Annotated in this window: 18 protein-coding genes; 9 read left to right on the top strand and 9 right to left on the bottom strand. The window is 68.1% G+C overall.

Going from position 1 to position 23,558, the window contains the following annotated elements; all coding sequences use genetic code 11:
* Positions 1-242: 242 nt before the first annotated feature.
* From GQ674_RS13880 to GQ674_RS13870, 3 genes are all read right to left on the bottom strand, one after another.
* Positions 243-1,895 (bottom strand): phosphoethanolamine--lipid A transferase, encoded by a 1,653-nt coding sequence (locus tag GQ674_RS13880; RefSeq protein ID WP_159497545.1) that lies wholly within the window; start codon positions 1,893-1,895, stop codon positions 243-245.
* Entirely contained in the window at positions 1,892-2,671 is a 780-nt protein-coding gene (locus GQ674_RS13875; RefSeq protein ID WP_236546084.1) for a phosphatase PAP2 family protein, read from the bottom strand. Before GQ674_RS13875 ends, GQ674_RS13880 begins: the two co-directional genes overlap by 4 nt.
* Before the next feature lie 105 nt (positions 2,672-2,776).
* Positions 2,777-4,402, bottom strand: coding sequence for a glycosyltransferase family 39 protein (locus GQ674_RS13870; protein ID WP_236546310.1), 1,626 nt, complete (start codon positions 4,400-4,402; stop codon positions 2,777-2,779).
* 214 nt (positions 4,403-4,616) lie between these two features.
* Here GQ674_RS13870 and GQ674_RS13865 point away from each other — a divergent pair, with 214 nt between their 5' ends.
* The 4 genes from GQ674_RS13865 to GQ674_RS13850 all read left to right on the top strand — a co-directional run bounded on the left by GQ674_RS13865 (position 4,617) and on the right by GQ674_RS13850 (position 9,382).
* A complete protein-coding gene (locus GQ674_RS13865; RefSeq protein WP_159497542.1) occupies positions 4,617-5,318 on the top strand; it encodes a response regulator transcription factor in 702 nt (233 codons plus the stop codon).
* Complete coding sequence (locus tag GQ674_RS13860) at positions 5,305-6,615, top strand: HAMP domain-containing sensor histidine kinase (RefSeq protein WP_159497541.1); 1,311 nt, start codon at positions 5,305-5,307, stop codon at positions 6,613-6,615. The genes GQ674_RS13865 and GQ674_RS13860 overlap by 14 nt, the downstream gene beginning before the upstream one ends.
* 115 nt (positions 6,616-6,730) lie before the next feature.
* Positions 6,731-7,981, top strand: a complete 1,251-nt coding sequence (locus GQ674_RS13855) for a DUF819 family protein (protein ID WP_159497540.1) — start codon at positions 6,731-6,733, stop codon at positions 7,979-7,981.
* Between the two features lie 264 nt (positions 7,982-8,245).
* Positions 8,246-9,382: a DUF3103 family protein gene (locus tag GQ674_RS13850; RefSeq protein ID WP_159497539.1), complete on the top strand. Its 1,137-nt coding sequence runs from the start codon at positions 8,246-8,248 to the stop codon at positions 9,380-9,382.
* 411 nt (positions 9,383-9,793) lie between these two features.
* Here GQ674_RS13850 and GQ674_RS13845 read toward each other — a convergent pair whose 3' ends face one another.
* Both GQ674_RS13845 and GQ674_RS13840 read right to left on the bottom strand, forming a co-directional pair.
* Positions 9,794-10,018, bottom strand: a complete 225-nt coding sequence (locus GQ674_RS13845) for a CstA-like transporter-associated (seleno)protein (RefSeq protein WP_038686969.1) — start codon at positions 10,016-10,018, stop codon at positions 9,794-9,796.
* Positions 10,018-12,099 (bottom strand): carbon starvation CstA family protein, encoded by a 2,082-nt coding sequence (locus GQ674_RS13840; protein ID WP_038686970.1) that lies wholly within the window; start codon positions 12,097-12,099, stop codon positions 10,018-10,020. Before GQ674_RS13840 ends, GQ674_RS13845 begins: the two co-directional genes overlap by 1 nt.
* A gap of 262 nt (positions 12,100-12,361) precedes the next feature.
* On the opposite strand from GQ674_RS13840, the gene GQ674_RS13835 reads away from it, so the two are divergent.
* Complete coding sequence (locus GQ674_RS13835) at positions 12,362-13,213, top strand: pirin family protein (protein WP_159497538.1); 852 nt, start codon at positions 12,362-12,364, stop codon at positions 13,211-13,213.
* Between the two features lie 114 nt (positions 13,214-13,327).
* Here the strand turns inward: GQ674_RS13835 and GQ674_RS21640 are convergent, their stop codons facing one another.
* The 4 genes from GQ674_RS21640 to GQ674_RS13815 all read right to left on the bottom strand — a co-directional run bounded on the left by GQ674_RS21640 (position 13,328) and on the right by GQ674_RS13815 (position 18,211).
* Positions 13,328-13,780 carry a hypothetical protein gene (locus GQ674_RS21640; protein WP_181393923.1) on the bottom strand — a complete coding sequence of 151 codons (453 nt, stop codon included), beginning with the start codon at positions 13,778-13,780 and terminating at the stop codon, positions 13,328-13,330.
* 265 nt (positions 13,781-14,045) lie between these two features.
* Positions 14,046-14,768, bottom strand: coding sequence for an aquaporin Z (gene aqpZ / locus GQ674_RS13825; protein WP_159497537.1), 723 nt, complete (start codon positions 14,766-14,768; stop codon positions 14,046-14,048).
* 103 nt (positions 14,769-14,871) lie between these two features.
* Positions 14,872-15,735 (bottom strand): pirin family protein, encoded by an 864-nt coding sequence (locus GQ674_RS13820; RefSeq protein WP_159497536.1) that lies wholly within the window; start codon positions 15,733-15,735, stop codon positions 14,872-14,874.
* 412 nt (positions 15,736-16,147) lie between these two features.
* Entirely contained in the window at positions 16,148-18,211 is a 2,064-nt protein-coding gene (locus GQ674_RS13815; protein WP_159497535.1) for a 3-hydroxyacyl-CoA dehydrogenase NAD-binding domain-containing protein, read from the bottom strand.
* Between the two features lie 238 nt (positions 18,212-18,449).
* On the opposite strand from GQ674_RS13815, the gene rpoE reads away from it, so the two are divergent.
* The 4 genes from rpoE (at position 18,450) to lepA (ending at position 23,543) form a co-directional block, all read left to right on the top strand.
* Positions 18,450-19,070 (top strand): RNA polymerase sigma factor RpoE, encoded by a 621-nt coding sequence (gene rpoE, locus GQ674_RS13810; protein WP_159497534.1) that lies wholly within the window; start codon positions 18,450-18,452, stop codon positions 19,068-19,070.
* Positions 19,067-19,960: a sigma-E factor negative regulatory protein gene (locus GQ674_RS13805; protein WP_159497533.1), complete on the top strand. Its 894-nt coding sequence runs from the start codon at positions 19,067-19,069 to the stop codon at positions 19,958-19,960. The genes rpoE and GQ674_RS13805 overlap by 4 nt, the downstream gene beginning before the upstream one ends.
* Positions 19,961-20,057: 97 nt before the next feature.
* Positions 20,058-21,584 (top strand): DegQ family serine endoprotease, encoded by a 1,527-nt coding sequence (locus GQ674_RS13800; protein WP_159497532.1) that lies wholly within the window; start codon positions 20,058-20,060, stop codon positions 21,582-21,584.
* 168 nt (positions 21,585-21,752) lie between these two features.
* The gene (gene lepA / locus GQ674_RS13795; RefSeq protein WP_181394095.1) at positions 21,753-23,543 is read left to right on the top strand and encodes a translation elongation factor 4; all 1,791 of its coding nucleotides are present in this window, start codon (positions 21,753-21,755) and stop codon (positions 23,541-23,543) included.
* Positions 23,544-23,558: the final 15 nt, after the last annotated feature.

Genomic DNA, 23,558 nt, shown 5'->3' with positions numbered 1-23,558 from the left:
CCGTCACACCGCAAGGGGCAGGGCAGCAACGTCCACTGCGCACGCCCTGTAAAAGCCGTTGGCGGCGACACTCCGGAAGCGGGTCGGTGTGGGTGGGTTGGCGGGACACGCCGTAAACCCATCCCTGGGGGCTCGTGGGCGCCATGGATGGCGCTCACGAGCCTACACGGACGTACTTGCGGCGTGTCCCGCCACGCTCTGGCCTGACTCGCCGCGCGCTGAATCGAACAGCCCGTTGAAACTTACCCTTCGCACGCCGCAAACAGATCGCGGTCGCGCTCATACACCGACGTCTTCACCTGCATCAGCCCCAGCACCGAGGGGAACAGGTTGTCGTGGTCGGTGTACTGCGTCGCGCGCTGGCGCACGCAGGCCAGGTTGAGGCCGCGGTTGGCGGCGAAGGACGGGGAGAACCACATCGTCATCGGTACCCGCGTCTGTTCCTGTGGTGCAATCGCATACGGCACGCCGTGCAGGAACAGGCCCTTTTCGCCCAGTGATTCACCGTGGTCGGACAGGTAGATCATCGCCGTGTCGTAGTCGTCCATGCCTTTCAGCGTGCCGATCGTGCGCGACAGCAGGTGGTCGGTGTAGAGCAGTGCGTTGTCGTAACTGTTGGTGATCTGCTCGCGGCTGCACTTGCCCAGGTCGGCGGTGTCGCAGGTGGGCGTGAAGTGGCGGAAGCGGGCCGGGTAGCGCTCGAAATAGCTCGGCCCGTGGTTGCCCAGCTGGTGCAGCACCACCACCCGGTCGCCGGGTCTGGCGCGTACCTGTGCGGCCAGGTCGTCGATCAGGATCTCGTCCATGCAGCGTCCGTTGGCGCACAGCTGCGGGTGCCTGGCATCGTCCAGCGCCTGCATCGGCAGGCCCTCGCAGACCCCCTTGCAGCCGGACTGGTTGTCACGCCACAGCGTGCTGATGCCGGCGCGGTCCAGCACGTGCAGCAACGACTGGTGCGCGCGGATCTTCTTCTCGTCGTAGTCGTGCCGACCGTAGGGCGAGAACAGGCAGGGAAGGGACACTTCGGTGCTGGTGCCGCACGAATGCATGTCCGGGAAGTTGATCACCCCGGCCTGCGCCAGTTCCGGTGTGGTTTGTTTGGCGTACCCGTTCAGACCCCAGTTCTGCGCGCGCGCGGTTTCGCCCATCACGATCACCAGCAGCCGCGGCCGGCTGCCTGCGGCGCGCGGCGTGGCGGTGGCGTCGGTGCCGATCGGCAGCTTGGGGGCGCGCTGGATCGGATTGTCGCCGCGCAGCGCTTTCGGCAGGCCCAGCAGGACATTGCCGGGGGTAGCCAGGTAGCGCACCTCGCGCTGGTTTCGCATCAGCGCCGACATTTCCTGGAACGAGAGCATGGCCCCGCCCAGTGCCACCAGCAGCGAGAGCAGCAGGAAGCCGGCACGCCACAACAGCGCCTTGCCCCAGCTGCGCTTGACCAGTTGCACCCGCCACAGCACCAGCATCGGCAGCAGCGCCAGCAGCACCAGCGGCGCAATCAGCGCCGGGGTCATCAGTTCGCCGCTTTCCTTGTGGTCGGTGGCCAGCACATTGCGCAGCATGTCCGCATCCAGGTAGATGTGGTAACTGCCCATGTAGTGCGCGGCCATCGCGGTACACAGCAGCAACACCCCGATCACTACCTTGGCGTTCCACCGCCATACCAGCAGGCCCATCAACAAGCAGTGCGCGCCCACCAGGAACAGCAGCAGCGAGGTGGCAAAGCGCAGGCTGCCCGGGTGGGTGGCCATGGCGCTGTGCCAGAACAGGCCATTGCAGGCCAGCGCGAAGAACACGCTGGTCAGTACGATCAGCGCTTCGGTCGAGAGCTGCGGCCGCCATGACACCAGGGTGGTCAGCGCGGGCAGGCGCGCACTGCGTGGCAGGGTGGCGCTCATGCGGCTTCTCCCTGTGCAAGGGGGGCAGGCACGGTCTGCGTGCGCGCGACGATGCGCTGTGCCAGCAGGTACAGGCCCAGCGAGAGGGTCCAGCAGGTGGCCACGGTCCACAGGTCATGCGACAGGAAGTGCGCGCCCCGCAGTTGCTGGGACAGGCCGAACACGCCGCCGGCCACCAGCCCTACCGCCAACCCGCGCCAGCGCCACGCCGGGCGCACCAGCAGCGCGAAGAAGTACAGGCTGACCCAGGCGAAGCCGGCGCTGGAATGCCCGGCCGGGAAGCACACCCCGTGCGGCATGCCCGGCGCACGGCTGGCGAACAGACCCACGTACTCGCGGTGCCCGCCATAGCGGGCCAGGTCCCATGGGCAGTCCATGTTGGTCAGCGACTTCAGCAGCGACACCGCGCCGGTACCCAAGGCGACCGCCAGCACCAGGTACAGCAACGGCCAACGCCATGCCGCAGCGCGGTCGCTGCGCCAGGCGTGCGTGCACAGCAGGATCGCAACCAGTGCCCCCAGCGTGCTGGCCCACTTGCCGCCCTTGTGCACCAGCTGGCTGGTGGCCCAGGCGTTCTGCAAGGCCCAGTGCTGGCCTTCAAGCCGATAGAACTGGTCGGCCAGCCACTGGTCGCCGCCCATGCCCATCAGCACCCCGCTGGCGGCAAGGGTGAGCAGCAGAGGCAACCACAGGTGACTGCGCAGGAAACCCGGGCGGGCGGACGCGGCCAACGGAAGCGGGCCAAGCGGTACGGCAGGAACTGAGGACATGGGCAAGGCGCCGGGCGGGGTGATCCGCGGCCATGGTCGTCAGCGGTGTGTCGGAGAGCGGTCGGAGCGGTGTTGGCCGCAGGTTAAGCCCCATCCCCCGATGCCGCCGGTTCAGTCCTGCTCGTCGTCCGATGCCGCATCGCGCGCCAGGTGGGCGTCGCACCCGGCACGCCATGCGCGGCCCGGTACCAGCTGCCAGCGATTGCGGTTGCTGCTGCCGATGTCCACCACCTGTGCAGCGTCCACGCAGGGGCTCATGGCCTGGTCCAGCACCAGCAGCCAGCGTGTCTCCGGCGCCTGCTGCAGCCATGGACCGGCCTGCTGCCACTGTTCGTCCCACGGGCGCTTGAAGCCGAACTCGGTCACCGTGCGATCGGCCTGCAGCAGGTTCTGCTCGCGCCACGCCACCAGGCCCAGCTGCGCGTCCGGCCCGATCCGCTGGCCAACCCGCTGCATCAGTGCCGAGGCCGAACTGTAGGGGTCCAGCGCCGGCATCAGGCCCCAGCCGTACAGGTTCCAGAGCAAGCAGGCGCACACCACCACCAGCGCGCCGACGCGTCGCTGGCGCAGCCACACCACTGCGGCCGCCAGCAGCACGCCGAACCCGAGCACCCAGCCCCCCAGCAGTGGCAGCAGGCTGTCGGGCATGCCACGCCGGCCCAGCTGGGCATGCGCCCACGGGCTTCCGCCGAGCAATTGCACGCTGACGTACAGCGCGGCAGCGGCGAGCACGCCCACATAGGCCAGCAGCAGCCAGCGCGGGCCGGTGCGGCGCAGCAGCCCGGGCAACACCGGCGCAGCGGCCACGCACAGCAGCGGCAGCATCGGGAAAATGTAGACCTCGCGCTTGCCCGGGCTGGCGCTGAAGAACACCAGCACCAGCAACGCCCACCCCAGCAGCAGCCAGTAGCGGCCATCCAGGCGCTTCAGCCGCCGCCACCACGCCGGTAGCAGCGCCGGCAGCAGCAGGCTGCCGGGCAGCCACAGCGTGGCCATCACCTGCAGGTAATACCAGGCCGGCTTCACGTGGTGCCATGCATTGGCGTAGCGCGTGCCGGTCTGTTTGAACAGCAGTTCGCGCGCGTAGGCGTGCAGGCTGGGGTCGGCAGAGTGCAGGAGGGCAAGGCCCAGCGGCACCAGCCACACCGCCGTGCCGAGCAGGAACCCGGGCACCAGCAGCCACAAGGCGCGCCCCCGGCCCGCGTGGCCGTCGTCGCCCCGCACCCGCCACCGCCACAGCGCCCAGGGCACCAGCACCAGCAGGGGCAGGAAGCCTACCCCCTTGGTCACCGTTCCCAGGCCGGCGGCGAACCCGGCCACCAGCACCGCGCGCCGGTTGGGCGCCTCCAGCAGGTGCCGCAGCAGGCCCCACATGGCCAGCGTGGTCAGCCCCACCAGCACCATGTCGATCTGCGCGCGCTTGGCCATCAACCCGAACTGCAGGCAGCTGGCCAGCGCCAGCATGGCCCACCAGGCAACCCGCCGGTTCCACAGGCGACGCCCCAGGTCCCAGCACAGCCACAGTGTCAGCAGCGCCGCCAGCAGCGACGGCAGCAGGAACGCCAGGTTCCAGTTGCCCAGCAGCTGGTGGCTGGCGGCCTGCATCCACATGAACACCGGGGGTTTTTCGGCGTACAGGTCGCCGCCGCGGTGCGGCAGCAGCCACTGGCCACTGTCCACCATGGCGCGGGCGGCCAGTACGAAGCGCGGCTCATCCGGCGGCGAGGGCTGGCGCATGCCGATCCCGGCCAGCAGCGCCAGCACGATGGCCACGCAGGCGAGCAGATGCCAATGCTGGCGGGACAAGCGGGCTTCAGGCACGTCCGGATCCTTGGGCAAAACCAGTACTGTCTCCCCGACAGCGTAGGAAAAGCGTCGAAACCGGGCCATTGCGACCGGATTCCGACATGGATGCGGCTACCATGCGCCGATCCGTTCACGAGAGTCTGCCATGCGGCTCCTGGTCATTGAAGACAACCGCCAGCTGGTCGCCAACCTGTTCGACTATTTCGAGTCGCGCGGTCACGTTCTGGACGTGGCCCCCGACGGCGTCACCGGCCTGCACCTGGCCGCCAGCCATGCCTACGACGCCTTGATCCTGGACTGGATGCTGCCGCGCATGGAAGGCCCGGAGGTGCTGCGCCGGCTGCGCGCCGACCACGGCTCGGAGGTGCCGGTGATCATGCTTACCGCGCGTGACGAGCTGCCCGACAAGATCGCCGGTTTCCGCGCCGGTGCCGACGACTATCTGACCAAGCCCTTCGCGCTGCCCGAGCTGGAAGTACGGCTGGAGGCGCTGATGGTGCGTGCGCACGGGCGCAACCCGCGCAAACTGCTGGAGGTGGCTGATCTCAAGCTGGACCTGGCCACGCTGGAGGCGCATCGCGATGGCAAGGCGCTGCACTTGTACCCGGCCTGCCGCAAGCTGCTGGAAGTGCTGATGCGCGCCAGCCCCGGCGCGGTAACCCGCCAGCAGCTGGAATTCGCGCTGTGGGGCGATGAACCACCGGACGGCGACCTGTTGCGGTCGCACGTGTACGAACTGCGCCGCAGCGTGGACGGCCCGTTCCAGCAGAAGCTGATCCACACCCTGCCGCGGGTGGGATACCGGCTGGGTGTGAGCGCCGCGGACAGTGCCGATGAAACCTCGTAAACCCGCTCCGCTGCATCGGCGCCTGGTGTGGTGGCTGCTGGGCTACCTGGGTCTGATCTCGCTGGCGGTGTTCAGCGTGGGCAACTACGTGCACGAACATGCCGAGCATTCGGCCTGGCGCGCGCTGCTCAATTCCGAGCTGGACAGCATCGTCAACCACATCGAACACGAGCCGCACTACCGCTGGCAGGACTCGGACACACTGCGACTGTTCACCGTGGATGGCAGCGAGCGCGTGCCCCCGATACTGCGCACGCTGCACCCGGGCCTGCACGACGGGGTGGTGATCAATGGTCGGTCCAGCGCGGTGATGGTCCGTGATACCGCCACGCTGGGGCGGCTGGCGCTGGTGCTGGACATCAACGACTTCCACGAGCTGGAAGAGTTCGCGACGCGCTGGGTGATGCTGGCAGGCGTGGTGATGATCATCGTGACCGTGCTGATGGCCTCCTTCGGCGTGGGCCGGTTGGTACGCCCGCTGCGGTCGCTCGCCCAGCGCATCGACGGGCTCAAGCCCGGCGTGCCGGGACAGCGCGTGCAGGTGGACCCGCGCGGCAGTTCGGAGCTGTACGTCATTGCCGACGCGGTCAACGACTACCTGGCCCGCAATGAACAGTTCGTCGAGCGCGAGCGCGTGTTTGTCAGCACCGCCAGCCACGAGCTGCGCACGCCGATCGCGGTGATCACTGGTGCGGCCGAACTGGCGCTGGAGCAACCGGGCCTGCCCGAACGCGCGCGCCAGCAGATGCAGCGCGTGCATCGCACCGCACAGGGCGTGGAACAGTTGATCCAGCTGCTGCTGGTGCTGGCCCGCGAACCGGCGCGGCTGGTCGCGCTCGGCGAGCGCATTGCATTGGACCAGCTGGTACCGGCCATCATCGAAGACCACCGCCACCTGATGGGCGACAAGGACCTGCGCATCGCCGTGGATGGCCTGGCCCGCATCGACATCATCGCGCCACCGGCGGTGGTGCAGGCGGCCATCGGCAACCTGCTGCGCAACGCCATCGAAAACAGCGGGCGCGGCACCATCCATGTGCACGTGTCCGACCGGGCTGTGGTGACGCTGCAGGATCCCGGCCATGGCATGAGCCCCGAGGAAATCGCCGCGGTGCATGCACGCCTGGCGCGTGGCGATCGCAACGAGCAGAGTGGGATCGGGCTGGAGCTGATCGCCAAACTCTGCGACCACCTGGGTTGGGCGCTGCAGCTGGAGCCCTGTGCGCCACGCGGCACCCGGGTGATTCTGGATCTGGGGGCGTCGCTGCCGCAGGCAGCAGGCGAGGCGCTGACGTAATCGATCTGGCGAACGCTGCACTGCAGGGTGGCGCAGCGTGAAGATGATGTTAACCTCTGGAAGGGCGCCGCTTTATGTGGCGCTTTTTTTTCTTCGATCGACAGAGGATGGCAAGATGCCGACCGAAACCAGTACTGCGCTGATCACCAACGATATCGTCGGGCTTGGCCTGATTGCCGCCACGCTCGCCGTGATTTTCTGGGCAGCCAGTGGCCCGACCCCGCAGCTGAAAAAGATCTTCGCCTGGGTGCCGGCGTTGCTGCTGTGCTACTTCATCCCGGCCATCTACAACACCGTCGGCCTCATCGACGGCCACAACACCTCGCTCTACAACCCGGTGGCGCGTGACGTGCTGCTGCCGGCCGCGCTGGTGCTGCTGACCCTGTCGATCGACCTCAAGGGCATTCTCAAGCTGGGCCCGAAGCTGCTGGTGATGTTCTGCGCCGGCACGCTGGGCATCATCCTGGGCGCGATCGTGTCGTTCCAGGCCATGTCCTGGATCCACCCGGCAACCGTCGCGGGCGATACCTGGAAGGGCATGGCCGCACTGGCCGGCAGCTGGATCGGCGGCGGCGCCAACATGGTGGCGATGCGCGAAGTGTTCGGCACCGATGCCACCACCTTTGGCCAGTTCGCCGTGGTCGACGTGGCCTGTGCCAGCCTGTGGATGGCGGTGCTGCTGTTCCTGGCCAACCGCGCCCAGCAGATCGACACGCACAACGGTGCCGACACCCGGGCCATCGATGAAATGAAGGCGCGCATTTCCGCCTATGAGGCGCAGAACGCCCGCATTCCCAGCCTCACCGACCTGATGGTGATCGTGGGTGTGGCGCTGGGCGGAGTGGGCCTGGCACATGCCATCGCCGCACCGTTGAGCGGGTGGTTCAAGGCCAACGTCAGCTGGGCCAGCCAGTTCAGCCTGGACAGCGCGTTCGTGTGGGTGGTGCTTTTGTCCACCGCCCTGGGCCTGGGCCTGAGCTTCACCCGCGCGCGGCGGCTGGAATCGGCCGGTGCATCGCGGCTGGGCACGCTGTTCCTGTACTTCCTGATCGCCTGCATCGGCATGCAGATGGACCTGTTGTCGCTGCTGGACCGCCCGTGGCTGTTCGCGCTGGGCGCGATCTGGATGCTCACCCACATCCTGGTGCTGTGGATTGCGGCCAAGCTGCTGCGCGCGCCGCTGTTCTTCTTTGCGATCGGCTCGCAGGGCAATATCGGCGCCGCCGCGTCGGCACCGGTGGTGGCTGCCGCGTTTCATCCCTCGCTGGCCCCGGTGGGCGTGCTGCTGGGCACGGTGGGCTACGCCACCGGCACCGGCCTGGCCTACGTCACCGGCCTGATCCTGAAATGGATGGCCGGGGCCTGACCCGGTAGTGCCGGCCGCTGGCCGGCTCCTCATGAATCCATGGTGTCACCTGGTGCCGGCCAGCGGCCGGCACTACCGGGGAATTTGGAATGCCTGGCGCCGGCCAGCGGCCGGCACTACCCTTCGACGTCCAGAGTGTGGAGCGGGTATCAGACGCAGCGGCGATTGCCCCGTAACGTGCGGCCTCATGCGCCACCCCGTGGCAGGGGGCATCACGGGTGGGAATCTCCGCCGATGGCAATCGGCGTCCAGTCAGGACGTTGCATGAAACCGCAGGGATTGTTCCGATGCTGTGTCACCGCGCTGCTGTTGTTGGCCAGCGCCACCGCCGTTGCCCAGACCGCGCGCATCGAGCGCGCCGATGTGCAGGCCATTACCGATGCCAGCGCCCGTGACGTGGCCGCGCTGATCGCCCAGCCGGGCTTCGCCACGGCGGTGACCGGCGCACTCGCCGCGCGTCCCGATGGTGTGCCGCTGGCCCGGGTGATGGCCCGCTTCGACCCGCAGGCGCGCACCCAGGCCACACGCACGCTGGCCGCGCAGGATCGCCAGCTGCGTCAGCGCAAAGGGCTGCCCGCTGCCGGCGCGGAGCTGCTGCAGCTTCGCGCCTACGTGCCCGCCGGTGCCCGGCTGACCGATGTGCCCGCCGCGCAGCTGTGGGTGGCGGTGTTGCCCCGCGGCGATGACCGCCACTGGACCACGCTGACGGCCTACGACCTGCAGGGGCGTCGCCACACGCTGGACGCGCGCACCGCGCCGGCCTTCCCGGTGTTGATCGTCGACGTGGATACGCGCACGGCGGTGGAAGAGGGCATGGCACTGGTCAACGCGGGGCTTCAGGCGCGTGGCCTGCAATCGCCGGAGCGCATCCGGCTGGCCGCCAACGGCAGCGCCTCGCTCGACCTGACCCGCCTGGACCGCATCCGCCTGGCCGACGACCAGGAGCCGTGGGCGTTGGGCGGTGCGGAAGTGTTCGCGGTGGTGTCGGGCCTGCAGATCGGCGCGGCCGAACCCGAGATGGCCACGCTGACCCTGCCGTACCTTGACCACGACAACACCGACTACACGCCTGGTCAACCGCTGGTGATCTGGGGCAACTACCGCTTCGACGCGACCAACGTACAGCTGTTCGAAGATGACGGCGACACCAACTACCAGGACCTGCTGGTGGCATTGACCGATGGCGTCAAGGCGGCACTGGGTGCGTTCGCACCGGAGTACGCGGTGATCGCCGACATCGCCGGCGCCATTCTCAAGGCGATGCCCACCACCTGGTTCGCCAACGACACCGACTACCTGGACAGCTTCTACCAGCTGCAGCGCGGGCAGGCCTACACCGACCGCATGGGCGCGGCCAACAACGCCAAGGTCACGCTGACTCCGGTAACCCTGACCGAATAACGCGTCGGGTAATTCCGGTCGCTGACCGGCTCGCAATCCCCACGCACCCGGTAGTGCCGGCCGCTGGCCGGCTCCTCGCAACATCGACGCAAAGGTAGCGCCGGCCGCTGGCCGGTTCCTCGCAACATCGACGCAAAGGTAGTGCCGGCCGCTGGCCGGCTTCTCGCAACATCGACGCAAAGGTAGTGCCGGCCGCTGGCCGGCTCCAGGCGAAACCGTGGGTTCATGAGGAGCCGGCCAGCGGCCGGCACTACCGGGTGCGGTTCACGGACGCCGGCCGAACCAGGTGCGGTTGACGGGAACCAGCCGAACCAGGTGAGCTTCACGGTAACCCGCCGACAACCGGCTTCCGCCATGAAAAAACGGCGGCGCTTTCGCGCCGCCGTTCCGGTACTCCACCGATGTCGCCGCTCAGCAGCAGCGGCCCCCGTTCCTGCCGCCGTAGCGCGCCTCCTGGCGCTCGCGGAAGAAGGTCTTGTAGTCCATCGGCACGCGGTCGGGATGGTTGTCGAGCACGTGGCGTACGTAGTTGTCGTAGTCGGGAATGCCGCAGCACAGGCGTGCGGTCTGCACCAGGCGCCGCCACAACCGGCGGTGCGCCTGGTACTGCCCAACCGGAACCAGTTCCGTACTCATCACAGGTCCGCCATCTGGTGCGGCTGCAGCGCCACGTACGGGGTTTCCTTGTCCGTGCGCTGCGGATTGCGGCGCGCCTGCACGATGGTCTTGATCGCATAGAACAGGATCGAGAACACCACGAACAGGAACAACACGGTCAGGCTGGTGTTGACGTAGGCGTTGACCACGATCTGGTGCATCTGGTCCAGACTCTTGGCCGGCGCGGTGATGGTGCCGGTGGCGATCGCGTCCTGGAACTTGTGCGCCTGCGCCAGGAAGCCCTGGGCCGGGTTCTTGTCGAAGATCTTGATCAGGCCCGCATACGTGGTGCAGATCAGCAGCCACACCGCCGGCACGCCGGTCACCCAGGCAAAGCGCTCGCGCTTCATCTTGAACAGCACCACCGTGCCCAGCATCAGCGCAATGCCGGCCAGCATCTGGTTGGAGATGCCGAACAGCGGCCACAGGGTCTGGATGCCGCCGAAGGGATCCTTCACGCCGGTGTACAGCAGGTAGCCCCACAGCGCCACGCAACCGGCCGTGGCGATGATGTTGGCCGTCCACGATTCGGTCTTCTTCAGTGCCGGGATGAAGTTGCCCAACAGGTCCTGCAGCATGAAGCGACCGGCACGGGTACCGGCATCCACCGCAGTCAGGATGAACAGCGCTTCGAACAGGATCGCGAAGTGGTACCAGAACGCCATCATCGCGTTGCTGCCACTGGGAATGGCCTGGTGCAGGATCTGCGCGATGCCCACCGCCAGCGTGGGCGCGCCACCGGCACGGTGCAGGATGGTCGGCTCGCCGATGGCCAGCGCGGTGGCTTCCAGCTGTTCGGGGGTAATCGCAAAGCCCCAGGTGGTACTGATGAAGTGCGCGGCCGAGGCGGCATCGGCACCGATCACCGCCGCCGGGCTGTTCATCGCGAAGTACACGCCCGGGTCGATGATCGACGCCGCCACCAGGGCCATCACCGCCACGAACGATTCCATCAGCATGCCGCCGTAGCCGATGTAGCGCATGTGGCGCTCATTGGCCAACAGCTTGGGCGTGGTGCCCGAGGCGATCAGCGCATGGAAACCGGACACCGCGCCGCAGGCAATGGTGATGAACAGGAACGGGAACATGCCGCCCTTCCAGACCGGGCCGTCACCGCTGGCCGCGAACTGGGTCAGCGCCGGCATCTTCAGTTCCGGCATGACGATCAGGATGCCGATCGCCAGCGCCACGATGGTGCCGATCTTGAGGAACGTGGACAGGTAGTCGCGCGGTGCCAACAGCAGCCACACCGGCAGCACCGAGGCGACGAAACCGTAGCCGATCAGCATCCAGGTGATTTCGATGCCGGTGAAGGTGAAGGCCGGGCCCCAGACGGGATCGGCGGCCACCTTGCCGCCGTACCAGATGGCCGCCAGCAGCAGGAACAGGCCGACCACCGAAATCTCCCCGATCTTGCCGGGGCGGATGTAGCGCATGTACACGCCCATCAGGATCGCGATGGGCATCGTCGCGATCACCGTGAACATGCCCCACGGGCTTTCGGCCAGCGCCTTGACCACCACCATCGCCAGCACCGCCAGGATGATGATCATGATCAGGAACGCGCCGAACAGCGCGATGGTGCCGGGCACCTGGCCCATCTCCTCGCGCACCAGGTCACCCAGCGAGCGACCGTTGCGGCGGCTGGAGATGAACAGCACCATGAAGTCCTGCACCGCACCGGCCAGGACCACGCCGACCACCAGCCACAGCAGGCCGGGCAGGTAGCCCATCTGCGCGGCCAGCACCGGGCCCACCAGCGGCCCCGCGCCGGCGATGGCGGCGAAGTGGTGGCCGAACAGCACGTGCTTGTTGGTGGGCACGTAGTCCAGGCCGTCGTTGTTGAGCACCGCCGGGGTGGCCCGGGTCGGGTCGAGCTGCATCACCTTGTCGGCGATGAACAGGCTGTAGAAGCGGTAGGCGATCAGGTAGATCGACACCGCGGCGACCACGATCCACAACGCGTTGATGTGTTCGCCCCGGCGCAGTGCGACCACGCCCAGACAGAACGCGCCGAGCAGCGCTAGCGCGGCCCAGCCCAGCTTGGAAAAACCTTTCATGAGATTGCGTCTCCCTGGAGATCGTCGTAAGAGTCTGCCTTGGCACCGATGGGGTCAATGCAAACGCAGGTGCTTGCCGCTAGTACTTTGGTCGTAGGGCGCAACGTGGCGCGCGTTGGGATGCGGACAGCGGCCCGGCACACGCGCGCGCCTGCAAGGCACGCGAACGCCACCGTTGGAACAATCGGTTGCGGGCGTGGCGATTGGCGGCTGCCACCCAAGCGCCCATCTTGTTGGCTGGTTTCCTTTTGCTGGAGTCGAGATGAGCAGCCCCACCCCGGTGCGCGTACAGCGCACGATCCGTGGCATGGCCACCTCCGATGGCGCCGGCGTGCGCCTGACCCGGGTGATCGGCGGCCCCTCGCTGCCCGACCTGGACCCGTTCCTGCTGCTGGATGAATTCGGCACCGACCGTGCCGAGGACTACATCGCCGGCTTCCCCAGCCATCCGCACCGCGGCTTCGAAACCGTCACCTACATGCTCGACGGGCGCATGCGGCACAAGGACAACCACGGCAACGAAGGCCTGCTCACCCCGGGCAGCGTGCAGTGGATGACCGCCGGCCGTGGACTGGTGCATTCGGAGATGCCGGAGCAGGAATCGGGCCAGATGCGCGGCTTCCAGCTGTGGGTGAACCTGCCGGCGCGCGACAAGATGACCGACCCGAAGTACCAGGAATTCGCGCCCGAGCGCATTCCCGTCACCGCGCCCGGCGACGGCGTGCAGGTGAAGGTGATTGCCGGCCAGGTGGGCGAGGTGAGCGGTCCGATCGTGCAGCCGGCCACCGACCCGGTGTACCTGGACATCACCCTGGCCGCGAACGCGCGCTGGGAATACACCTTGCCGGAAGGGCACAACGCGTTCGCCTACGTGTTCGAAGGCGGCTTGACGGTGGGGCAGGGCGAGGATGCCCGTCCGGTGGCGCGCCAGGAACTGGCGGTGCTGGGCGGCGGCCAACTGCTGCAACTGCAGGCCGGCGCCGAGGGCGCGCGCCTGATCCTGGTGGCGGGACGACCGCTGCGCGAGCCGGTGATGCGCCACGGGCCGTTCGTGATGAATACCCGCCAGGAGCTGATGCAGGCCTTCGTGGATTTCCAGGAAGGCCGCTTCTGACCGGCCCTGCCGGCCGTTGGCCGGCGAGCCCATCACGCCGCAACACCCCGGGTAGTGCCGGCCGCTGGCCGGCAACCCCATGGCGCGACAGAAGCACGGGTAGCCCCGGCCATCTCAGCGCCCTGCGGCGACCGCGGCAGGCGTAAGGTTCATACCTTGGGTCAGTGACTGCAGCGCACCCAGCTCCTTGGCATCACCGGCATACAGCGCGATCTGCGCGTAGCGGTTCTTGTCGAACTTCACCACGGTGATGCGGCGCGTTTCGTAGCCCGGCGGCTGCTGGCCGCCCAGGTCGGGCTGGTACCAGTACAGCGATTCACCGGCGAACAGGCCCTTTTCCTGGCGCAGCGGACGGCTCAGCGGCAGGTTCGGGTCGCGTGCGGTCAGCATCAGGCTGAGCACTTCGCGGCCATCGCCGGTGCTGGCCTTGCACAGCACGAAGTCGGCCTGCGCCTGCTCCTGCCATTGCAGGCCGCTGTCGGCGGGCAGGGACGGACACACATTCGAGGACTGGGCCGAAACGGCCGCAGCGGACAACAACAGGCTCAGGCACACGGCAGCGCGCAGGACGTTCATGGCTTCCCCCAACGGTCGAAGTGGCCGCGCGTCGTGCTGGCAGAGGGGTTCCGGGGGCCGTAGACAACCCAGGCCGTCCGTGCGCATTTCCCCATGCGCGTCCCGGAGTACCTCGCCTGCCAGGTGACGGCGTGGTGATTCGGACCTTAACGGAATGTGACTGGATCTACAAATAACTGTTTCAGATGGTCCCCTCCGTGGGCCACCACGCCTTGAATCGGACGGCCGGGAGCCGAGCGGTCCCGGCCGCCGAGGCTCAGCGCGGCTCGGTGCCGATCCACTTGTAGGCAATGCCGCCAATCAGGCCGCCCAGGAGCGGGGCCAGCCAGAACAGCCACAGCTGGCTGAGTGCGCCGCTGCCGGCAAACACTGCCACCGCCGTGGAGCGCGCCGGGTTCACCGAGGTATTGGTCACCGGAATGCTGATCAGGTGGATCAGGGTGAGCGCCAGCCCGATGGCGATCGGCGCGAACCCGGCCGGGGCGTTGCCGTGGGTCGAACCCATGATGACCACCAGGAAGAACGCGGTGAGGACCACTTCGCACAGGAACGCTGCGGCCACGCTGTAGCCACCCGGGGACAGGGTGCCGTAGCCATTGCTGGCGAATGCACCGGCCTGGCTGCCGTCGATGGCGAAGCCCGGGGCACCCGAGGCGATCTGCAGCAGGATGAAACCGGCCAGGATGCCGCCCAGCACCTGGGCCACGATATAGGGCAGCAGGTCGCGCGCGGGGAAACGACCGCCGGCCCACAGCCCCAGGCTGACGGCGGGATTGAAGTGCGCACCGGAAACGTGGCCGAAGGCATACGCACCGGTGAGCACGGTCAGCCCGAAGGCCAGCGCCACGCCCACGAAACCGATGCCAAGCGGGTTGCCATCACCGCCGAACTTGGCCGCCAGCACCGCGCTGCCGCAGCCCCCCAGAACCAACCAGAACGTGCCGAGAAACTCCGCGGCCAGACGTTTGCCCATGCTCATCGTTCGTTCTCCACCTGATGCCCGGGACGGGCAGGCAGAACGTAGCTGAATCGCGGTTCATCGGGGTGAATGTGGCGTCAAGACGCCGACGAACGGTGCCGACTCACGGCGTAGGCAGCGGAATGAATTCCTTGTCGTCGCCGGGAATCGTGCCGAAGCGCCCGGCGTCCCAGTCGTGCTTGGCCTGCTCGATGCGCTCGGTGGAGCTGGACACGAAGTTCCACCACAGGTGGCGCGGCCCATCCAGCGGTTCGCCCCCCAGCAGCATCGCCTTGACCGGCGTCTTGGCGCGCAGCCGACCGCGCGCATTGAGTTCCGGAATCACCAGATGCTGCGCGGGCAGATCCACGCCATCCAGCTGCGCGTCGCCTTCGAGGATGTACAGGGCGCGCTCGACATGGCCGGTATCCAGGTCGATTTCCGCACCCGGATCCAGATCGATCGCCACATTCAACGTGTCCGCGAACACCTTCACCGGCGATTCTTCGCCATACGCACGCCCGGCGATCACCCGCAGCCAGGCACCGTCGCGGCGCTGCTGGGGCAGGGTGGCCGCCGCGTGGTGGAAGAACCCGGGATCGGTTTCCTCGAAGCTCTTCGGCAGCGCCACCCAGGTCTGCATGCCGTGGATGGGGTGGTCGTGCTCACGCTCGGGCGGCGGGGTACGTTCGGAATGCGCGATGCCGCGCCCGGCGGTCATCCAGTTGACGTCACCGGGGCGGATCACCTGGTCCGACCCCAGCGTGTCGCGGTGACCGATCGCACCGGACCACAGGAATGTCACGGTCGCCAAACCAATGTGCGGATGCGGACGCACATCGATGCCGGTCCCCGGCGCAAGCACCGCCGGACCCATCTGGTCCACGAACACGAACGGACCGACGCTGCGCGCCTGCAGCGTAGGCACGGCGCGGCGCACCTGCAGGCCGCCGATATCGTGGACACGGGGCGCAATGATCGTCGTCATGCGGGCTTTCTCGCTGGCGTGGACAGGCCAGCAGGATCGCACGCAGACACACCCCCTGCATGCCCCATTCGGGCAACAGGGTGTTGCGCCAACAGCCCCACGTAGCGCCGGACGGTGCCCGACAGCATTTCATTGCGAAGGCAGCCGGGCAGAGCCCGGCGATACGCGTAGGCGTTTATGCCGTCACCGGCCAACTATCGAAGGCGGGGTGGGTCAGGTGGCGGGGGTGTGAGCGCCATGGATGGCGCGACCAAGCCCCCAGGAATGGGTTCACGGCGTCCCCCGCCACCTGACCCACCCCGCCATCCCCGATCCAGTCCAGAGCCGCTTGACGCTCTCCGCTTGCGCTCTGGCCCTTGCAGTTGCACTTGCAGTAGCCGTTGCATCGGCAGGTGCCGGGCGGCAGCCCGGCTTACATCACCGGCTCACGCAACACCGCCGCATCCCAACCCGGGCGCGGCGCGAAGCGATCACCGTGCCGCTGCTGCAGCGCCTTCAAACGCTCCACCAGCGCATCGGCACCGGTCGCCCGGATGTACTGGATCGGACCGCCGCGGAACGGCGCGAACCCGGTACCGAAGATCACCCCCGCATCCAGCAGGTCCGCATCGGCCACCACCCCATCGTGCAGGCACGCCACCGCCTCGTTGAGCAGCGGCAGAATCAGACGGTCTTCCAGATCCGCAGGCACCTCCACGTTGGCCGGCACGTCCGGCTTCTGCGCCCGCCCGTTTTCCCACGTATAGATGCCCTGGCCATCCTTCTTGCCGCGCTTGCCCGGTTCCACCGTCTGCAACGCCGCCGGAATCTGCAGGCCCAGGAACGGCGCCAGCTCCTTGCCGACGCCTGCGGCCACGTCCAGCCCCACCGTATCCAGCAGTTCGATCGGGCCCATCGGCATGCCGAACTTCACCGCCGCCTTGTCGATCACCGGGCCGGGAATGCCTTCGGCATACGCCGTGGCCGCTTCCAGCATGTACGGGAACAGCACGCGGTTCACCAGGAACCCCGGCGTGCCCGCCACCGGCACCGGGAACTTGCCCAGCGCCTTGCAGAACGCCGCCAGCCGGCGCTCGGTCTCCGGCGCCATGCCGTCGTGGTGGATGATCTCCACCAGCGGCATCTGCGCCACCGGGTTGAAATAGTGCAGGCCGGCGAACTGCGCCGGGTGCTCGATGTGGTCGCGCAGCTCAAGCAGCGGAATCGATGACGTGTTGGTGGTCAGCAGCGCACCGGCCTTCATCTTCGGCTCCAGCGTCTGGTACAGCGAACGCTTGGCGTCGGCATCTTCGATGATCGCCTCGATCACCAGGTCGGCCAGCGCCACGCCTTCACCGGCCAGGTCGGCCTTCAGGCGCGCGGCCACCGCCGGACGCTTGCTCTCGTCCTTCACCTTCTTGGCGAACAGCGCCTGCGCGCGTTCCAGTGCCGGGTCGATGAAGCGCTGCTCACGGTCCTGCAGCGTCACGTTGAAGCCCTTGTAGGCCGACCACGCCGCGATATCGCCGCCCATCACCCCGGCGCCCACCACGTGCACATGGCTGATGCCATGGTCCTTGCCACCCAGCGCCTTCAGGCGTTCGGTCAGGAAGAAGATTCGGATCAGGTTGCGCGCGGTCGGGGTGCCGGCCAGCTTCACCACCGCACGGCGTTCGGCGTCCAGGCGGGTCTGGATCGGGCTGCCGCCGGTGCGCGCCCAGGTGTTGATCAGCGCGTACGGCGCCGGGTAATGGTCCTTCTTCGCCTTGCGCGCCACCTGCTTGGCCATCTGCGGGGCCAGCAGCCTGCGCGCCAGCCAGGTGTTGGTGGCCCATGCGGTCGCGCGCTGCTTGAACGGGCGGGTGGTGCCCGACAGGCCCAGTGCCACAGCGGTATCCAGCAGCACCGCGGGCGCCACGACCTTGTCGACCAGGCCGATGCTGCGCGCGGCCGATGCCGACAGGTTGCGACCGGTCAGCATCATGTCCATCGCCGCCGGCGCGCCCACCAGCTGCGGCAGGCGCGAACTGCCGCCCCAGCCGGGGAAGATGCCCAGCTGGGTTTCCGGCAGGCCGATCCGGGTGGACGGATCGTTGGAGGCCACGCGGTAGCGGCAGGCCAGCGCCAGCTCGGTGCCGCCGCCCAGGCAATGGCCGTGGATCGCCGCGACGGTCGGGCAGGGCAGCTCGGCCAGCTTCTGGTAGGTGCTCTGGCCGCGGCGGATCGCGTCATTGACGGTGCCGCGGCGATCGAATTCCTGGAATTCCTTCAGGTCGGCACCGGCGATGAAGCCGGCCGCCTTGATCGACTGGATCACCACCGCCTTCGGCGGGTCCATGGCGATGCGTTCGATCAGGTCGCCCAGTTCCAGCAGCACGTCCTGGGACATCGCGTTGACGCTGCTGTCGTGGCGGTCGAGGCTGAGCACCACCACACCATCATCACGGATCTGCGGGTGCCAATGTGCGAAGCGGAGCCCATCGAAGCCTGAGAGCATGGGAACGTTCCATCCGGTTGTGTATGGAGAAGGGGGCTATGATCCAGAGGTTGTTTCCTCCCCGTCAAATCCCAATAGCTGGGGGATGGGCGGGCCCGGTTCAGTGCCGTGAGCGGGAACCTTAACGGAACGGTGGTTAAAAGCTGGTGCGGCGTCGTGTGATCGGTCGCTGAACTTTTCCCGGGATTGGCAGTCTCATTGCTCGACGTTGGTCGGGCTGACAGGAGTGCGGCCCCACATGGCCGAGGTTGAAACACCACAGGAGCTGGACCTGGAGCTGGTCCGGCGCGTGCAGCGCGGCGAGAGTGCGGCGTTCGATGTCCTGGTGCGCAAGTACCAGCATCGGATCGTGGCACTGATCGGGCGCTACATCGCCGACTGGAGTGAATGTCAGGACGTCGCACAGGACACGTTCGTCCGCGCGTACCGCGCGATCGGCAGTTTCCGGGGCGACGCCCAGTTCTATACCTGGTTGCACCGGATAGCCGTGAACACTGCCAAGAACCACCTTGCCGCCCACAACCGCCGCCCGCCCACCGATGACATCGACATCGGTGACGCCGAGCGGTTCGACAGCGGCACCCGCCTGCGCGACACCGACACTCCCGAGCGCGAGTTGATGCGCCAGGAGCTGGAGCAGACGGTGATGAAGGCGGTGGCGGCGTTGCCGGAAGAGCTGCGATCAGCCATCACCCTGCGCGAGGTGGACGGGCTGAGTTACGAAGATATCGCGCAGAAGATGGGGTGCCCGATCGGCACCGTGCGGTCGCGGATCTTCCGCGCCCGCGAGGCGATCGACACTGAACTTCGGCCGCTGCTGGATATCGGCAGCGCCACCCGCGAGAAGAGCCGCGTATGAGCGAACACATGCCAATCCCTGGAACCACCGGCACCGCGCCGGACAAGATCGACACGCACAACCGCCAGCAGCTGTCGGCGCTGATTGATGGCGCGCTGTCGCCCGACGAGGCGCGCTTCATGCTGCGCCGCCTGGAGCACGATGAGGCGCTGGCCGGTTGCCACGAGCGCTGGCAGTTGCTGGGCGACGTGCTGCGCGGCCAGGCCTGCGCACCGGCCCCGATGGATTTCGCCGCGCGCGTGCGCGGTGCGGTCGCCGCCGAACCAGCGCCACTGGCACCGGTGGCGCCGGTCGAACGCAACCGCGAACGTCGCGGGGGCTGGCGTCGGTGGGGCGGTGGCGCCGCGCTGGCCGCCTCGGTTGCGGCGGTGGCGATGTTCATGACCCGCGAACAGCTGCCCAGCGAGACGCCGCTGGACGCGCCCGCCACCACCATCATCGCCAGCCAGGCCGAGTTGCCGCCGAGCGCCCCGGCCGCCGTGCCGGCGGCGGTGGACGCGGCCGTCGCCGTGGCCGCCGTCCCGGCGGCGGCAGTGGCGGCCGCCAGCCGTCGCCAGGACGTGGCCGCCGTGCGCCGCGCCAGTGCCACCCGTACCCAGCAGGCCGCGCGCAGCGCCGGCGAACGCAGCGCCGAGCCGCAGCGTGCCGTGGCCAGCCAGGCCGTGCCGGTGCCGGTGTTGCCCGCCGCCACTGCCCGTGCCCTGCCGTTCGGCGACGTCGCCGCGCTGCAGGCCAAGCCGTGGCCGCGCTCGACCCTGGCCCCGGCGGCCGGCGGGGCGCTCAACGCCAGCTTCTCCACGCAGGAGCCGCAGGCCGCGTTCTACCCGTTCGAGCCGCGCCTGCAGGAGGTCGATCCGGCCGCTCCCGCCCCGCGCCGGCATCGCGACTGACCCTGTCCTCGCACCCGCTCATGCACACGTTGCGTCCGGCCCCGTGGCCGGAACGCCCCCGCTTTTCCCCACGTCCCGATCCGGAGGCTGACGTCCGATGACTCCCCGCATGCGTAGCCAGGCCATGACCCTGCTGGCCCTGACCCTGCCATTGATGGCCTGCGCCCAGGCGCCGGCACCCGCCGCTCCCGTGGCCGCCGCCCCCGCCGCTGCCCCGCGCGCGCCCGCGCCGCAGCTGGTCAGCGGCCTGCCGGACTTCACCCACCTGGTCGAACAGGTGGGTCCTGGCGTGGTCAACGTGGAAACCACCATCGTGCGCAGCAACCGCCAGGCCCGCGGCATGGGTCCGGGTGGCGGCGATGAGATGCCCGAATTCTTCCGGCGCTTCTTCGGCCCGGACTTCCAGATGCCGGGGCAGGGCCCCGGCGGCCAGGACGACAGCCCGCGCATCCAGGGCCGCGGCATGGGCTCGGGCTTCATCATTTCCGCCGACGGCTACGTGCTGACCAACTACCACGTGGTCGCCGACGCCAGCGAAGTGAAGGTCAAGCTGGGCGACCGCCGCGAATTCACCGCCAAGGTGATCGGCAGCGACCAGCAGTACGACGTGGCCCTGCTCAAGATCGACGGCAAGAACCTGCCCACCGTGCGCGTGGGCGATTCCAACACGCTCAAGCCGGGTCAGTGGGTGGTCGCGATCGGCTCGCCGTTCGGCCTGGACCACTCGGTCACCGCCGGCGTGGTCAGCGCGGTCGGGCGCAGCACCGGCGGCGCCGACCAGCGCTACGTGCCGTTCATCCAGACCGACGTGGCCATCAACCAGGGCAATTCGGGCGGCCCGCTGCTCAATACCCGCGGTGAAGTGGTCGGCATCAACTCGCAGATCTTCTCCGCCTCCGGCGGCTACATGGGCATCAGCTTCGCCATCCCGATCGACCTGGCCATGGGCGCGGTCGAGCAGATCAAGAAGACCGGCCGGGTCAGCCGCGGCCAGCTGGGCGCCGCCGTGGGGCCGATCGACGGGCTCAAGGCGCAGGGCCTGGGCCTGTCCGACAGCCGCGGCGCACTGGTCAATGAAGTGGTGCCGGGCAGTGCCGCGCTGAAGGCCGGGGTGGAACCGGGCGACGTGATCCGCTCGGTGAACGGCAGCCCCATCAACACCTTCAGCGACCTGCCGCCGCTGATCGGCGCACTGCCGCCGGGCAGCAAGGTCCGCCTGGGCGTGGTCCGCGACGGCAAGGAACGTGACATCACCGCCACCCTGACCGAGTTGGCCGAGGACGCCGAACGCGGCCCGGCCCGAGCCACCGCCGAGGCCGCCGCGCCGCAGACCGGTTCCAACGCCCTGCTGGGGCTGGAGGTGGCCGACCTGACCGCCGCCCAGCGCAAGCAGCTGGGCCTCGGGGCGGGCGAGGGCGTGCGGGTGACCCGCGTCAATGGGGCGTCGGCGCGCGACGCCGGTGTGTCGCCCGGCATGGTGGTCCTGCAGGTCGGGCGTACCCCGGTCGGCAGCGTGGCCGCGCTGGACAAGGCGCTGGCCACCTACAAGAAGGGCGATGTGGTCATGCTGCTGGTCCGGGCCACGGGCAACAGCGCCTTCGTGGCGATCAAGGCCGGGCAGTAGCCCCCGCCAGCACTACGTTTCCGGGCCCGCTTCGGCGGGCCCGGTCGTTTCTGGCAGGTCGATTACGCCAATCGCCGGCGGTCGCACGCGGGACCGGGCCGGCCATGCGATAATGCGCAGTCATCCTGACGACGCGACGCGCCGCCGCCACCTATGTCTTCTGATTCGATGCGATTCATCCGCAACTTCTCCATCATTGCCCACGTCGACCACGGCAAGTCCACGCTGGCCGATCGCATCATCCAGCTTTGCGGCGGCCTCCAGGCCCGCGAAATGGAGGCGCAGGTGCTCGACTCGAACCCGATCGAGCGCGAGCGCGGCATCACCATCAAGGCCCAGTCGGTCTCCTTGCCCTACGTGGCAAAAGACGGCCAGACCTACCACCTGAACTTCATCGACACCCCCGGGCACGTCGACTTCTCCTATGAAGTCAGCCGCTCGCTGGCCGCCTGCGAAGGCGCGCTGCTGGTGGTCGATGCGGCCCAGGGCGTGGAAGCGCAGTCGGTCGCCAACTGCTACACGGCCGTCGAGCAGGGTCTGGAAGTGGTGCCGGTGATCAACAAGATCGACCTGCCCACCGCCGACATCGAGCGCGCCAAGGCCGAGATCGAAGCCGTCATCGGCATCGACGCCACCGACGCGGTGCCGGTCAGTGCCAAGACCGGCCTGAACGTGGTCGACGTGCTGGAGGCGATCGTGCATCGCATCCCGCCGCCGGTGCCGCGCGATACCGACAAGCTGCAGGCGCTGATCATCGACTCGTGGTTCGACAACTACCTGGGCGTGGTCTCGCTGGTGCGGGTGATGCAGGGCCAGATCAAGGCCGGCGACAAGCTGCAGGTGATGTCCACCGGCCGTACCCACCAGGTCGACAACGTCGGCGTGTTCACCCCCAAGCGCAAGGTGCTGCCGGCGCTGCGGGCCGGTGAAGTGGGCTGGGTGACCGCCAGCATCAAGGACGTGCACGGCGCGCCGGTCGGCGACACCCTGACGCTGGCTGCCGACCCGGCCGCCAAGCCGCTGCCGGGCTTCCAGGAAATGCAGCCGCGCGTGTTCGCCGGTCTGTTCCCGGTCGACGCCGAAGACTACCCGGACCTGCGCGAAGCGCTGGACAAGCTGCGCCTGAACGACGCCGCGCTGCGCTTCGAGCCGGAAAGCTCCGAAGCCATGGGCTTCGGCTTCCGCTGCGGCTTCCTCGGCATGCTGCACATGGAAATCGTGCAGGAGCGGCTGGAGCGCGAATACAACCTGGACCTGATCAGCACCGCGCCGACCGTGGTCTATGAGGTGCTCAAGACCGACGGCACGATCATCAACATGGACAACCCGGCCAAGCTGCCGCCGGTCAACCATGTGCAGGAGATCCGCGAGCCCATCATCCGCGCCAACGTGCTCACCCCCGAGGAGTACATCGGCAACATCATCAAGCTGTGCGAAGAAAAGCGCGGCAGCCAGATCGGCATCAACTACCTGGGCAGCCAGGTGCAGATCAGCTACGAGCTGCCGATGGCCGAAGTGGTGCTGGACTTCTTCGACAAGCTCAAGTCGGTCAGCCGTGGCTATGCCTCGCTGGACTACCACTTCGTGCGTTTCGACGCCGGCCCGTTCGTCCGCGTGGACGTGCTGATCAACGGCGACAAGGTCGACGCCCTGTCGCTGATCGTGCACCGCAGCCATGCCGACCGCCGGGGCCGCGAGCTCTGTGAAAAGATGAAGGAGCTGATCCCGCGCCAGCAGTTCGACGTGGCCATCCAGGCAGCCGTCGGCTCGCAGATCATCTCCCGCACCACGGTCAAGGCGATGCGCAAGAACGTGCTGGCCAAGTGCTATGGTGGCGACGTTTCGCGCAAGAAGAAGCTGTTGGAAAAGCAGAAGGAAGGCAAGAAGCGCATGAAGCAGGTTGGCCGCGTGGAAATCCCGCAGGAAGCCTTCCTGGCCGTGCTGCAGATGGACAAGTAAGGCCGGCAGGTCGCC

It is taken from the genome of Stenotrophomonas sp. 364, assembly GCF_009832905.1.
Taxonomy (GTDB): Bacteria; Pseudomonadota; Gammaproteobacteria; order Xanthomonadales; family Xanthomonadaceae; genus Stenotrophomonas; species Stenotrophomonas maltophilia_AP.
Note: the sequence above shows the minus strand (reverse complement) of the source record. Positions and strands in the feature narration are given on the sequence as shown.